The sequence below is a fragment of the Hymenobacter sp. M1-2 genome (genome assembly GCF_057808495.1).
In genome coordinates, this window is sequence record NZ_JBTYZO010000005.1 from 189,730 (window position 1) to 204,099 (window position 14,370).

The window sequence follows — 14,370 nt, forward strand, 5'->3', positions numbered from 1 at the left end:
TCAGAACGTGCGCAAAGATAGGCAGTCGTGCTGTTTTTTGCGCGGGATGAGTCGCAGTGTCTGCGTGGTTTCTATCTGCGGTAGCTAAAGCATCCAGATAGTTGAAGTTCTGTAGCGCGAAGCGGGAGCTTCGCGCATCGTTGAACGACAAGCGTTGTTACGGCTCAGACATCAGCAACGATGCGCGAAGCGGGAGCTTCGCGCTACTCCCTGTCATCAGCTAAATCTTCCGCTATCCAGTCGGCCATTAGGCTCGCGGATTGAGCGGCTACTGTGTCCCACGAAAACGGAAACCAAAAGCCGCTGGCGCTGTCGAAAACTTCGGTGGCCGCTTGGCAGGCAAACAGCTTGTAATCGAATTTGGGGTAGTTGTGCACCAGGTAGCCGGGGTAGTAGTAGCTGTGTTGCTGCTGCCGGGCCTCGTCGATTTTCAGCAGCATCAGGTACTTGCCCAGGCTGTGTTTGCGGTAGTCGGGGTGGTAGAAGTTCATGATGCCTGCCATGCTGCGGGCGCCGTTATCGAAAATGCCAGCTGCAATCAGCTGCGCCCCGTCCCGGATTTCGATAACCTGAGTGTTGAAGGCGTTAGTGGTGGCGCCATTGAGCAGAAACTCTTCAACTGTGGCGGGAGCATCGAAGGATATGGAGCTTCGGTAAAGCGCGTAAAGAGACTCCAGTTCGGCAGTAAGCCGGAATGGCCGGATGGTAGTCGAAAACTGAGCGTTGAGACGGAGCAGCCGGCGCTGCTCGCTGCCGAAGCTCACGTTGGCCAGCACGATACGCAGCCAGTGCACGGTATAATAGGCATCGTTGACGGGCAGAAACCGGCAGGTAAATAAATCCTGGTGCATCCGGTAGTATCCCTGACTCAGGTAATAATCCAGCACCTCGCCCCTGATAATGGGTGGGTGAGTGGGAGTGGCAGACATAAAAGGTGTCGGTGGTAAAGCAGAGCAAATAGTTTCTCTGGAAAGATAGGGATACCTATTCCGAAATAGGTTGCACGGCGTGCAAGGGATGCGGCCCTCGGCAGCGGCCATAGTGTGCGAGGTATAACGGGTGTGAGGCTGTTTGCAACGCTTGTACGTCCTTCTACAACGGTTGCGGCAGGTTTTGCAACGGTTGCGAGGCCTTTTGCAACGCTTGTAAGCAGTCCTACAACGCCTGCGAGGTCGTTTGCAACGCTTGTAAGCAGTCTTGCAACAGTTGCGAGGTCGTTCGCAACGCTTGTAGCTGCTTTTGCAACGTCTGCATCTGGCTTGCAACGCATGTAAGCTGTTCTACAACGGTTGCAGCTGCTTTTGCAACGGTTGTGACTGTGTTTACAACGGTTGTAGATGTCGTTGCAACGGTTGTAAGAGCCGTTGCGACGGTTGTAGGTGTCGTCGCGACGCGTGTAGCAAACGCTACAACGGCTGGCAAAGCCTTTGAACGCGGGGTAGCAGCCAGTTTATGAGTCGTGAGAGTGCCCTTAACGTATGTTGGGCCGCCGTATGCGCTGGTGGGCAGCGGATTCGTGATTGTTCATCAGATACTTCCTGTCGTCAGCATGACATAGAAAACGCCCGCTGTTGGGCGGGCGTTTTCTTGAAACCAGCTTCAGAGGCGAGACTTGCGCCTGGCTAAAACGTGCGCAACGACAAGCAGTCGTCTTCCTTTTTGCGCATAGCGGTTTGGCTGAGCAGGTCCTTGTCGGCGTAGCCGAGCAGGTGCAGCACGCCGTGAATCATGACGCGGTGTAGCTCGTCGCGGAACGTGACGCCGTGGAGCTGGGCGTTTTCGCGCACCCGATCTACGGAGATGAAAATGTCGCCCTCGATGATGTCGGCGTCGTCGGCGTTGTCGAAGGTGATGACGTCGGTGTAGGTGTCGTGGTCGAGGTATTCCACGTTCACCTTGTGCAGGTATTCGTCGGAGCAGAAGATGTAGGTGAGCTGCACGATTTCGTGTTCGTGCACGGCCGCCACCCGCTCAATCCAGGAAGTGAGCTCTTCGGCATCGGACAACTCGAAGGCTACGTCTTCCACCAAAAACTCGATGCCCAGGCCCTCGTCGCGCCCGAAATCATCTTCTTCCTGATCATGGGGAGTGGTAGGCAGGTCGCTCATTGCCGCGAAAAAAAGAGACTAGAAGGAAGTCGATTCAAGGTCGTTAACGGCCGACTCGGGAGCCGACGGTGTGGGCAGCATGAACGTGAGCTGCACGTTGCGCCCATCCTTGTGAAACTCCACTTCGTCGGCGAGGTGACGGATGAGGAAGATGCCGCGGCCACCAGGATTTTCGAGGTTTTCGGGCGCGGTAGGGTCAATGAGGTTGGTATAGTCGAAGCCCTGGCCTTCGTCTTCCACCTCAAACTTTACGCGGTCCTCATTCACGTACAGCGACAAATACACGTTCTTATCCTTGTCGAACTTGTTGCCGTGCCGGATGGCGTTGTTGACGGCTTCGGTGACGGCCACCATGATATTGCCGTAAATATCGTCTTCGATGTGGAAGGTGTCTTTCGAATTATCGATAAAACTCTCCACTACGCGGATGTTCTCGACGAGAGAGGGAATCTGGATTTTAACCTGCTTCATTAGGTAGAGGTGAGGGGCGGCGGGGCGCAAACTTAGCGAGACGCTATTTCATTTTTTGAAAATATTCACTTACCTCCCGCTGATAATAGGGCGTGAGGGCCGGCGGCACGGTGCGGAGCAGCTCGGTCTGGCGGTCTTTCTGGCGCTTGTACTGTTCAAAGGCGGGCGGAAAAACAGGTGGGAGGTTCTGAGCCGACTGCGCTTCGCGCTTTTCATCCTGGTCCCGTTCGCGTGCCGATTTCTCGGCTTCCAGCAAACGAGTCAGGATTTGGCGCTGCCGCATGATAGTCTGCTCCGTCAGCCGCTTGTTTACGAGGTCGGTTTCGGTTTGTTCCATTAATTTTTTCGCTTCGCCGGTGCCGCCACCGCCGAGCTCCCCTTTGCCTTCTTTCTGGCCGGGCTTAGTGCCTTTCTGTTGCTTTTCCAGTTCCTGCAAAGCCTGCCGCAGCATTTGCTGCTGGGCAGCCAGCTTGGCCAGGTCTTCGCTTAAGGCGCGGCCCTGCTTGCCGCTCTGCTGGAGCTGCTGAATTTGCTGGTTGAGTTGCTGCTGCATTTTGCCGAGCTGGCCCTCACCGGCCGAACTACCTTTGCCCTTTTTCTTTTTCTTGCCGGACTTGCCGTCGCCCTGTTGCTGCTGGTTCTGGCTTTCGCGTTGCTCCTGCTGCATTTGCTGCAGCGCTGAGTTCAGCATGAGCGCCAGGTTGTTCATGCTGGTCATGGCCTGTTGCTGGCTGGCGGTGGCGCGGCCCACTTCCCGCTGCCGGATATGGTCCAGGCTTTCGTCGATGCGGCCGTTCATCTCGCCTACTTCGCGCGTAACGAAGCTCTGAATCTGGAAGGCGCGCTTAGCCAGGGCGTACAGCGAATCCTGCACCACGCGGGCGTCGTCCTTGAGTTTGCGCTGCTGCTGGCCGAGCTGCACGAAACGCGGGTCGCTCTGGTCTACCCGGCGGAAATCTTTGGCCAGGCCTTCCTGGTCGAAGCTGAGTTTGAGCAGGTTTTCGAGGATGTCGCGCAGGTCGTCGATATTCTCCTGCTGCTGGTCCTGCTCTTCCTCGCTCATCTCCTGCTTCATTTTCTGCGCCATTTGCTTCATGCTCTGGGCGGCTTTCTGCTGGCTTTGGCTGGCTTTCTTGTTCTGGTTTTTGCCCAGCTGCTGCTCGCTCTCCTGCATCTGCTCGTCTACCTGCTGCTGCTCGGGCTTCATCTCGTCGGCCCCGTTTTCGTTGCCGAGCTGCTCGTCCATCTTCTTCAGGTCCTGCAAGTCCTTCTTCAGCTCCTCAAACTGCTGCTGCTTCTCCTGCTGCTGCTCCTTTAGTTTTTCGTTGTTCGCTTTTTGTTGTTCGTTGCTGAGCTTGTTGTCGGGGTTTTCCTTGTCGTTTTTCTGGGTCTGCTCGGCTAGCTGTTCCTGTTCTTTAGCTAGCTGCTCCAGCTTGTCGAGGGCCGCTTCCTGCTTCTGCTCAAACTGCAACTGCTTGAACATTTCGAGGGCGCGCTCCAGCTCTTTCTGCATGGTGTTTTCCTTGTTTTCGAGCTGTTGCATGAGCCGTTGCATGTCGGGCTGGTTCATGTCTTTCTGCTGCTCCAGCAACTTCTGCAGCTCTTCGTAGAGCTTCTTGGTTTCGGGGTCGAGCAGGTTTTCCATCAGCTTTTGCAGCTCCTTGGCTTTCTCGGCCAGCTCCTCGCTCTTGGGGTCCAGCTCGTTCTGCTTCTGGGTCAACTCGTCGAACATCTTTTTCATGTCCTGGAGCTGCTGGTCCATCTGCTGCTTCTGCTCCAGCATGTCCTGGAGCTGCTTGCGGTCCTGGAAACTCAGGTCGCGCTTGGTCTTGAGCTTGTCCTGACTTTTGGCCAGCTCGCGCTCCAGCTTCTTGCTCTGCTCCGCCGATTTGCTCAACTGGCTCTGCACCGACTCCGACTGCGAATTCAGCTGCTCGCGCAGCTCCGCGCGGCTCGGCAGCCGAAACTCCACGGCGCGGGTGCGGGCGGCTTTGGGGCCGTGCACGCCATCGTTGTCCCACACCTGCACGAAGTATTCCAGCCGGTCGCCGGGCTGCATTTTCAAGGGCCGCAAATCCCACTGGTAAGCGTACGACTGCACCGGTCCCGCCGCCAGCGGCAAGGCCCGCGCCTGAAACGCCGCGCTAGGCCGCGCCTTGCTTGCGATACGGTAATGCAGCTGCAAGCGCGAGAGGCCGTAGTCGTCGCGCAGGTTGCCGCCCAGCGCCAGGTAGCGCAGCGAGGTCGTGTCGGGGAAGGTTTCGAGGCTGATTTCGGGCAGCTGGTCGGCAATGGCCGTGAGCTGGTATTCGATGGGGTCCCGGTTGAGGCTGGCCGGATTGCGAAGGCGCACGGCGTAGCTCTGCGTGCGGGACACCACCCGCAACGCCGTAAACTGCTCGTCGGCGGGCGTCGCGGTCAGCGTTTCGTCGGGGCTCTTGAAGAGCAGTTGCAGCTGGTCGGTGGCCTGCGTGGCGAAGCGCCAGCGCACGGTGCTGCCCTCGGGCACGGTGAGGTTGCCGGTGTTGCGGATGGTTTCGGCGGGCTTGCCCAGGTAAGCCGGGTAGGTCACGTCCACCTGAAAGTCGCGCAGATTGGGGCGCTGGCGCAGCGTGAGGTCGTAATCGTCGGACGTGATATTGGCGGCGGCGAGCTGGAACTGTATGCCTTTTTGCAGCTGCTGAAATTGGTAGCTGAAGTGGCCCGGCCGGTCCTGCACGAGGTGCCGCTCCCGGCCGCCGTATTCTATCGTCACGTCGTTGGGCACGGCCTGCCCTTCCACCTTCACCTGCAGCTTGAAATCTTCGCCTTGGAAAGCCGTGAGGTCCTTGTTTTCGATGATGAAGCGGAACGGCGCGGGCGGGCTGTACTTCTGGCGGTAGTTGAGAATCCGCTCGGTGCCTTGCACGAAAAACGCCGGATAAATCAGCAGCACGGCCATAATGACGCCGGCCGGCACGGCCACAAACTTCCACAGCGGCCGGGTTTGCTGCCGGATATTGATGCCGTTTTCAAACTGCACGCCCGCCAGCTGACCGGCCCGCTGCTCTAGGCTAGCGGCAATTAGGGCGTTGCCCTGGGCCTTGTCCTGGAGCTGTAAGGCGTTCAAGAGCTTGTCCTGCACATCCGGAAACAACTGCCCGATGCGCTGGGCGGCTTGCTCGTCGCTGAGCAGGCGGCGCAGGTTGGTGAGGGCGGCCAGCGGCTGCCAAATCCAGCGCACGAAGGCGTAGACGGCCAGCCCCAGGAAGCCGAACAGCAGCCCGCCGCGCACCCAGGTAGGGAGGTAGAGGAAGTATTCGAGCAGGTTCAGAACCAGAAACAGGCTCAGTAGCAGCCCCCCGGCCACCAACCCGCCGCGCACCAGCAGCGAGAGGTAGAATTTGCGTTTGAAGGCTTCCAGCCGAGCCCGGACTTCGCGCAGGGCCGAGGAAGTAGAAGAGTTTTCGTGCGTCACAGACATATCCAATGGCCCTAGTGGCCTCCGGGGAAAGATACGGATTAAGCGGCGCGGGCTGCATACCCGCCGCCGATAGAACCGGCGTTACCGCCGAGCGGTTCCGGCGCTTCTACGCGAAAACCGAAAGTTGATAGCGCGGTGGAGAATGGCAGGTGGCGCGGTTCCGCGTGGCCGCTACGCGTCCTCCGGTCGGAGACCGGGGCGGTTGGGGGCCGCCGGTCTTGCCGACTTTGTCGGCGCAGACCGGGGCCGGCGCCTGCAACGCTTGGTTTTGCCTAAACATCGGCCCGGCTACGTGCGCTGGTAAAAGTATTCCCGCCGCCATCAGCAGGAGCCAGCGCTGCTTCAGAGATTTTCCTGGTTAGGTGCAAAATACTTTTTTGGCCGAGTCCGAGAGAAGTCCGAAACTAGTCTATGACTACTCTATGCCTTGCATACGGGCTAACATTTGGCTGCATTAGAAAAGCACAAATAGCAAGGTCGGGAGAGACCTTGCTATTATGAGAACTACGCTACGAAGTAATAAGCACGGTAGCCCCGGCGGGGCGCTATATCGGTAGAACTATCGTCCATAAGATTGGATAAAGCCCCATCGGGGCGACACTTGCCTGACCGAGTGCCGCCCCGATGGGGCTTTTAACGGTAGCAGGTACACCACGGCTACCGACATGCCGCCCCGCTGGGGCTACCCTCGCTATTCTACGGCTCAAAAAGAAAAGCCCGGTTCAACCTCGAACCGGGCTTTCAAATGGAAGAGCTGATATGCAGCAGGATTGATCAAACAAGAAGGAGTTAACACTTATCTCATTATCATCCCATCATACTAAGCACTAAGCACTAGGCACTAGGCACCATCTACTTCCCCTTGCCAGAGGTACCGTCTTCGCTGGTTTTCTGCTTGTGCTTCTCTTTGCCCTCCTTATCCTTTTTGACCCGTTTCGTCTTCTGCGGGGCAGGAGTTGTTTCGGGAGCGGGTGCTACGGCAGCCGTAGCGGCGGGTGCGGCCGGCGCCGCTACGCGGTTGCCATCAAGGTCCAGCTCCACCACTTCGTAGCCTAGCTCCCCGAGGCCCGGAAAAGCCTTGGCCCGGTCGCCGACTACCACGATGTACATCTTGTCGATGGGCAGGTACTTCTGGGCACTGGCTTGCAGATCTTCGCGCTTCAGGCTTTTGAGGATGGCGCTCTGCTTGCTCACGTAGTCGGTGGGCAGATCGTATTCTATCAGGCGGCCCAGGAAAGCGGCTTTCTGCTGGCCGGTTTCATATTTGAGCGCGTCGCTCTGGCCCACTGAGGCTTGCAAGAACTGTAGCTCCTCATCGGTAGCACCGTTGCGGTAATCCGTGATTTCCTTCACGAATTCCTTCACCGAAGCCGCCGTGGCATCGGCGCGCACGCCGGCCTGCGCCGTGTAGGGACCCACGTAGCGCGAAGCCTGGAAGCTGGAGCGGGCGCCATAGGTGTAGCCTTTGTCTTCGCGCAGGTTCAGGTTGATACGCGAGTTGAAGGCTCCGCCCAGAATGTAGTTGGCCAGGTAGGCGCGGTAGTAGCTGCCGGTAGCATCGTAGGTGAGCGGCGTGAGGTAGCCCACCCGGATTTCCGACTGCGCGGCGCCGTCCTTGTTCACGAAGTAAATGCGCGTCTTGTCGGGCTGCGGGGCGGGGTTACCGGCCGGCAAGGTCACGTTTTTGCGGCCCCAGGTTTTGAGGAAACCCAGGCGCGGCAGCACAACCTTCTCATCCACGTCGCCCACGATGGTGAGGTAGCTCACGTTGGGCGCGTAGTTCTGGGCGTGAAACTGCTTCACATCGTCTAAGGTGAGGCCCTGCACCGTGGTAGTAGAACCAGCCACCGGCAGGCTCATCACGTCGCCGGGGCCGTAGAGCAAGCGGGCGTAGGTGTTGTTGGCAATGGCCACCGGCTGGGTGCTCTGGTTGGCAATGCCTTCCAGCGTCTGCTTCTTGATCCGGTCGAAATCGGCCTGGTCGAAGCGCGGACGCAGCAGCGCCTCTTCCAGCAACGCCAGCGTGGCGGGCAGGTTTTTGGTGAGGCTGCGCACTACTACGGTCGTGTTGTCGTCTGTGGCATAGGCTTGGATTTCGCTGCCTAGCTTCTCCAGCGCCCCCGCAAACTGCTCGCCGGTGTACTTCTGCGTGCCCTCGTCCAGCATGGCCGCCGTGAGCGAAGCCACACCCGCCTTGTTGAGGTTGGTTTGCTCCAGCCGGTGCCCACCCCGAATGGTAAGCAGCATGGTTACGGTCGGAATTTCAGTGTTCTTATTGCCGATGATGCGCAAGCCGTTGTCGAACTCTTGGCGCCACACGGCGGGCACCTGCACCACTGGGTTAGCGCCGCCCTTGGGCTGTACGCTCCGGTCGAAGCTGTCCGTGGCTTTAGCGTATTGCAGGCCAGCGTACTCGTCTTTTGCGGGGGCCTTGTAGCCTTCTTTCGAGACGGTGAAATTGTCGGCTTTGGCTACCAGCGCGTTGCTGCCTTTGGGCACTACGCTCAGCACCACGGCTTTTTTGCCTTTGATGTATTGGTTGTAGACGCGCTGCACGTCGGCTTTGGTGAGGGCGCGCAGGGCTTTCAGCTCCTGGGGCAGGCGGTTGGGGTTGCCCTCAAACGTCTGGTAAGCGGCCAGCTGGCTCACCTTGCCGCTCACGCTAGCCAGGCCATTCACGATGTCGGCTTCGCGGCTGGCTTTGAAACGGGCCACATCGTCGTCGGTAACGCCCCGGCGCTCAAATTCGGCCAGCGTGCCACGCACCACGGCTTCGGTGCTATCGAGGCCCTTGCTGGGCAAACTCAACGCCACGATAGTAAACTCGCCGCCCAGCTCCGACGCGGGATGGTAGGCCTGCGTCTGCACCGACTTCTGCGTCTTGATGAGGTTCTTGTAGAGCAGCGAGTTTTTGCCGCCCCCGATGATGTTGGCCAGCGCGTCGAGGGGTACTTCGTCGGGGTGGTACTGGGGCACCGTCGGGAACACCATTTGCAGCATCGGGAAGCGCACGTTGTCCTGGTAGCTCACGTAGCGGTCCTGGGTTAGTACCGGCGCGGGCAACTTCATCTCCTGCACGGCCGGGCCGCGGTTGATGGAGCCGAAATACTTCTCCACCATTTTCACTACTTCGGCCGGCTTCACGTCGCCGCCCACGGTTACGGTGGCGTTGTTAGGACCGTACCAGCGCAGGAAGAAGTTTTTGAGGTCGTTTACGTCGGAACGGTCCAGGTCTTCGAGGTAGCCGATAGTGAGCCAGCTGTACGGATGGTCGTAGGGATACAGGGCCTTGGCTATGTTTTCGCCAGCTAGGCCATACGGGCGGTTGTCGTAGTTCTGGCCCCGCTCGTTTTTCACGGTGGCGCGCTGCACCTCAAATTTCTTCTGCGTCACGGCATCCAGCAGGAAGCCCATGCGGTCGGCTTCGAGCCAGAGCGCGGTTTCGAGCTGGTTGCTGGGTACGGTTTCGAAGTAGTTGGTCCGGTCGCGGTTGGTGGTGCCATTGAGCGTGCCGCCCGAAGACGTCACCAGCTTGAAGTGCTGCTCGTCGGCCACGTGGTCGGAGCCCTGGAACATCATGTGCTCAAAGAAGTGCGCGAAGCCCGACTTGCCAATCTGCTCCCGCGCCGAACCCACGTGATACGTCACGTCGACGTGGGCAATAGGGTCGGAATGGTCTTCGTGGATGAGCAGCGTGAGGCCATTGGGCAATACGTACTTCTCGTAGGGAATCACCAGCTCGTTGCCCTTGCGGGTCACTTTCTCAACGAGGCGGGTGCCCGTGGCCGCCGTAGCAGCAGGTTTGGCGGCGGGTTTCTGCTGGGCGGCCAGCGGCTGTGCAGCCAGCGCGAGGCCCAGGCCAAGCAGCCAAAACGGTTTAAAGGTCATGCGAAAAATGAAGTGATGAGAAGCGGAAAATACGTCCAACAGACGCACCCTCAACCCAAAAAGACGCACGCGAGTTTCTGCCCCGGTCTGCTGGCTTTTCCGCCAGCTGACCGGTCGCCGCGTGCTGAAGTTGTTGAGCGTTAGTTTTGATGAGGCGGTGCTATGTTTTGCCAGGAGGCTAACTGTGGTTTGACCTTGTTCTGGGGTCGCCGCCAGCTGATGCCCGCGCCCCCAGAACAAGGTCAAAGGATAAGCGAACTGCTCAACAAGATAAACGGCGGCACACTATCGCCTCCAACGTAACAACCTCAGCATGCGGCGACCGGTCAGCCGGCGAAAAGCCAGCAGACCGGTGGACTACCGGGCCAGCAGCACCTTTTGCCGCGCCACTCCGCTGGCTGTGCGCAGTGTCACTACGTAGAGGCCAGTGGGCAAATCGGCGGCGCGTAGCATCAGCTCGTGGCGGCCGGCGCTGCGGGAGCCAGAGGCCAGTACCATGACTTCACGACCAGCCAGATCGAGCAGGCGCAGGTCGGCGGGGCCGGCGGTGGGCAACGTGAAAGCCAGGCGGGTTTCGGAGGCGAAGGGGTTGGGATGAGCCGGCTCCAGCTGCGGCGCGAGGCGAGCGGCCGGCGTGGTGGGCAACAGAACCAACAGGTTGGCCGGGGCGCTTTCGTTGTGTAACCGGTCCAGAGCCGTGACGGTGTACAGGTAAGGTATTGTGGATGTAACGAATGCGTGGTAGACCGTGGTGTCCGTAATGGCTTGAATGTGGGCCGGGTTGGCAAGGTCGGCGGCCGTAATCGGGCCAGGGTGGTAGGGTATGCGGTATACCACGTACTGGTGGGCTCGCTCGCCGTCGGCGGCCGGGGGGCCGGGCCGCCACTCAATTGATATGTCGAAGAGACCATATGGATCGAACCAGATACCGCCTGTTGGCGCGGTGGGCGGTACATTGTCTTTCCAGGGCATGGTGGGCACCAGCGCCGGGTAACGGTAGAAGTCCTGGCGCAATGAGTCAGTAAAGCCAAGCGGGTTAGCGCGCAAGTCGGTGGTTTTGTAGTAGATGCTGCCCTGGATATTGGGCTGCTGGCGCAGCAGCCGGATCTGGCTCGGCAACTGGCTCGGCGAGCGGAAACCTTGCTCCGTGGCCGTGGCACTTATGCGGTAGGCCGCCTGCCCGATGTACACGTGGCGCGCGGTATCGGGGTTCACCTGCTGGCTCCACCACGGCACAATGAGGGCGTAGTTGGCGGCCGTTTGCCCAATGGCGAAATACACCTGCGGTGCCAGGTAATCCACCCAACCGCGGCGCAGCCACTTGCGCGAGTCGGCGAAGATGTCGGAGTAGCTCTGGAAGGCAGTGGTGGCGGTGCCGCCTACGCTGGTGCCGTTGCGCCACACGCCGGGCGGCGAGATGCCGAACTTCACCCGTGGGTTCACGGCACGGATGCTGTCCGACACCATTTTCACGAACAAGTCTATGTTGTCGCGGCGCCAGGCGGCTTTGGTTGTGAAGCCGCGCGGGTCCTGCGCAAAGGAAGCGTCGTCGTTGAAGGTGAGGCCCGTTTGAGGGGCGGGGTAGAAATAGTCGTCGAAGTGGATGGCGTCCACATCGTAGCGGCGCACCACGTCCAGCACCACGCGCACGAGGTACTGGCGCACGGCGGGCAGGCCGGGGTCCAGCACCCGCAGCGTACCGTAGGACACCACCCATTCCGGGTGCAGCACCGTGACGTGGTTGGGCGCCACGCTGGCCGTGGTGGCGTTGGTGAGGGCGCGGTACGGGTTCAGCCAAGCATGAAACTCCATTTCCCGCCGGTGCGTTTCGCGCACCATAAAGGCCAGCGGATCATAAGGTGGGTTCGGGGCCTGGCCTTGCGTGCCGGTCAGCCACTCACTCCAGGGCTCCAGCGTGCTCGGATACAGCGCATCGGCAGCAGCCCGGATCTGGACTACCACCGCGTTGATGCCGTTTTGGCGGTGGCTGTCGAGCAGGGCGCGAAACTCCTGACGCTGTTGCTCAGGCGTGCGGGTTTTGTTGCTGGGCCAGTCGAGGTTGAAAACGTGGGCCACCCAGGCGGCGCGTAATTCCCGCTTCGGAGCCGGCGACTGGGCGCGGGCGACCACGGTCAGTAGGAGGAAGATGGCCAGCCCCAAGGCACGGCGCGAAAGGTAGAGTGTTGTCATAGAAAGGTGGGAGAGAGTGATGAGAATGGCGTTTCCGATGATGTCGGTGAGCTAAATCTAGTGCTTTCTACGGTGCCAGCTTCACATCATATTCATCAATTTGATAGTTATTCGACAGCCGCCGCTGGTTATCTTTACGCATCTTCTGCCCTTACGCTATGCTCGTTGCTAACCTCGAATATCTACTGCTCACGCACCGTCCCGATCTAGGGCAGCTGGTGCTGCGCTGGACGCGGCCAGCAACGTCGGAGGAGCACCGGCACGGCTATCGAGTAGCGCTGGACTTGGCTGGTCGCGAGAAAGTAGGTCGCTGGCTCATCGACTTGCGTAGTCGGGGCCTAGCCAGCGCGGCAGATTTTCGGTGGCTGATGCACAGCTTCCGGGCCTCATTGGCGGCGGCTTTGCCCGGCACCCGCCCCCGCTTGGCCTACCTTGTAACGCCTTATCATTCCGAGCTGCTCAACCAGCGCCTGGCCGAAGAAATGGCCACTGACCTGGTAGACGCCGTGGCTGTGCGCGCCTTCACCGAAGAGCAGGCGGCGCAGGAGTGGCTGCAGGGCAAGGGTTAATCAGAGGTCGTTCTGTTAGGGGCCTCACTCCCGGCCCCCTGCAAACGCTTTATGCGCGTTACCTAAGGGAGAGGGGAGCCAGACGACATAGTCTTCGATTACTGTTCCGATTTCGGAGTCGATCAATGAGCCCCGGCGGGGCGACATATAGGTAGAAATACAGACCATAAAGGCATCTCAGGGCCCATCGGGGCGACACAAATCGTCCAACAATTTGTGTCAATCCGATGGGGCTTGAGAACGGTGGGATACACTATAACTACTGATATGCCGCCCCGCTGGGGCTCATTGATCGACTCCGCAACTGAGGTTATTTACCGTTTCTGAAACTGAATGTGGACCGAATGGGAGCAGCGCGGGCTCCCACCGGCTGCTCCTTCGACTACACCCAACATCGGCGGTTGGAGAAGTTTGAGAGCAGCAGACGGAAGCCCGCACCATCATAACTGCTCGGAAGCAGCTAGTCAGGAATAATTTTTCAACCCTCGGCCCATTGGTACTGCCGCTCTTTCCACCAGATGTAGCTAGGCCAGATGGTGTAGCCCAACACCGCCAACGACATCACGCACAGATAAGGCTCGTAAAGCAGCAGCACGCCCAAGGACTCGCGGCGGCCGACTTGCCGGAGCGTAAGGTGCAGAAACAGAGTTTGGCAGATGATCTTGACTCCGTATAACCCCAGCGCAACCGTGACTGGCAGTAAGCCGGGCCAGAATAGCACCGGGTAAAACACCCCATACAGACCGAATAGCAGCGATAAGTGCATAGGCAGCCGCACGGTGCCTTTCATCCAGCGTTTGCGCTGCCGCAGTAGGTGCAGAGCCGTGGGCTGCGGCACCGTAACGCCTAGCACGCGCGCGGCGCAGAGGTTGCGGAAGTCCCAGCCCTGCGCTACAATTTTATTGAAGAGCTGCAAGTCTTCCGTGATGCTGAAGGCCAATGCCTCGTAGCCCCCAATGGATTCGTAGGCCGCGCGCGTCACGAGCATATTGTTGCCCACAGACGTGACGGGCAGACCTAAATCGGAGAGCAGGCGAATGAGGTTGAGGCCGAAAAGCCAATCGAGCCCCTGGAGCCGGCCAAATACACTGCTGTTGGCCGTAGTGATGCCCGTCACGATGCCCACGCGTGGGTCAGTGGTGGCGCCTAGCATGGCCTGTACCCAGTCGGGGTGCAGGGCCATGTCGGCGTCGGTGAAGAGGAAATAGTCGGTGGTGGCGGCCCGGCTCAGGTGAGCGAGGGCGTTGCTTTTGCCGCGGGCCGTGCCTAGCCGGTGCCGCACCAGCAGCAGCCGAAAATGAGGCTTGTCGGCAATGAAGCGCGCCACTACGGCCGCCGTGTTGTCGGTGGAGTCGTCGTCGGCAATAAGAATTTCCAGCAGCTCAGCCGGGTAGTTGAGCTGGGTGAGCGAAGTCAGGCACCGCTCGATGGTAGCTTGCTCGTTGCGGGCTGCTATCAGAATGCTCACTCGTGGCCGGGCTTGGAGCGGAGCTGGGGCTCGCCGGGAGAAAACCAGCAGCGCTAATACAGTAAGGAATAAGCCGAAAAACAGCGTGAAAAACAGCGTCAGAAAGAGCATAAGCAACGGGTGATACCCCGGCGGTGGCACTTTCCGGCAGAGAGACGAGAAGCCCGAGGTAACAGGGATACGGATAGCAGCCCGCCAACTGTTGCAGTGTTA

General features: G+C 59.5%; 8 protein-coding genes. 1 reads left to right on the forward strand and 7 read right to left on the reverse strand.

The window, feature by feature from the left end:
- Positions 1 to 203: 203 nt before the first annotated feature.
- The 6 genes from ACYSMN_RS07055 to ACYSMN_RS07080 all read right to left on the reverse strand — a co-directional run bounded on the left by ACYSMN_RS07055 (position 204) and on the right by ACYSMN_RS07080 (position 12,120).
- Positions 204 to 929, reverse strand: a complete 726-nt coding sequence (locus ACYSMN_RS07055) for a GNAT family N-acetyltransferase (protein ID WP_488923147.1) — start codon at positions 927 to 929, stop codon at positions 204 to 206.
- Between the two features lie 693 nt (positions 930 to 1,622).
- Positions 1,623 to 2,108 carry an rRNA maturation RNase YbeY gene (ybeY, locus tag ACYSMN_RS07060; RefSeq protein WP_488923148.1) on the reverse strand — a complete coding sequence of 162 codons (486 nt, stop codon included), beginning with the start codon at positions 2,106 to 2,108 and terminating at the stop codon, positions 1,623 to 1,625.
- Between the two features lie 18 nt (positions 2,109 to 2,126).
- On the reverse strand, positions 2,127 to 2,579 hold the full coding sequence (locus ACYSMN_RS07065) for an ATP-binding protein (protein ID WP_488923149.1): 453 nt from the start codon (positions 2,577 to 2,579) through the stop codon (positions 2,127 to 2,129).
- A 43-nt stretch (positions 2,580 to 2,622) separates the two neighbouring features.
- Positions 2,623 to 6,042 (reverse strand): DUF4175 family protein, encoded by a 3,420-nt coding sequence (locus ACYSMN_RS07070; protein WP_488923150.1) that lies wholly within the window; start codon positions 6,040 to 6,042, stop codon positions 2,623 to 2,625.
- A gap of 852 nt (positions 6,043 to 6,894) precedes the next feature.
- Positions 6,895 to 9,930, reverse strand: a complete 3,036-nt coding sequence (locus tag ACYSMN_RS07075) for a M16 family metallopeptidase (protein WP_488923151.1) — start codon at positions 9,928 to 9,930, stop codon at positions 6,895 to 6,897.
- Between the two features lie 357 nt (positions 9,931 to 10,287).
- Positions 10,288 to 12,120, reverse strand: a complete 1,833-nt coding sequence (locus ACYSMN_RS07080) for a family 10 glycosylhydrolase (protein ID WP_488923152.1) — start codon at positions 12,118 to 12,120, stop codon at positions 10,288 to 10,290.
- Between the two features lie 158 nt (positions 12,121 to 12,278).
- On the opposite strand from ACYSMN_RS07080, the gene ACYSMN_RS07085 reads away from it, so the two are divergent.
- Positions 12,279 to 12,689, forward strand: coding sequence for a hypothetical protein (locus tag ACYSMN_RS07085; RefSeq protein ID WP_488923153.1), 411 nt, complete (start codon positions 12,279 to 12,281; stop codon positions 12,687 to 12,689).
- A 478-nt stretch (positions 12,690 to 13,167) separates the two neighbouring features.
- Here ACYSMN_RS07085 and ACYSMN_RS07090 read toward each other — a convergent pair whose 3' ends face one another.
- Positions 13,168 to 14,268, reverse strand: coding sequence for a glycosyltransferase (locus tag ACYSMN_RS07090; protein ID WP_488923154.1), 1,101 nt, complete (start codon positions 14,266 to 14,268; stop codon positions 13,168 to 13,170).
- Positions 14,269 to 14,370: the final 102 nt, after the last annotated feature.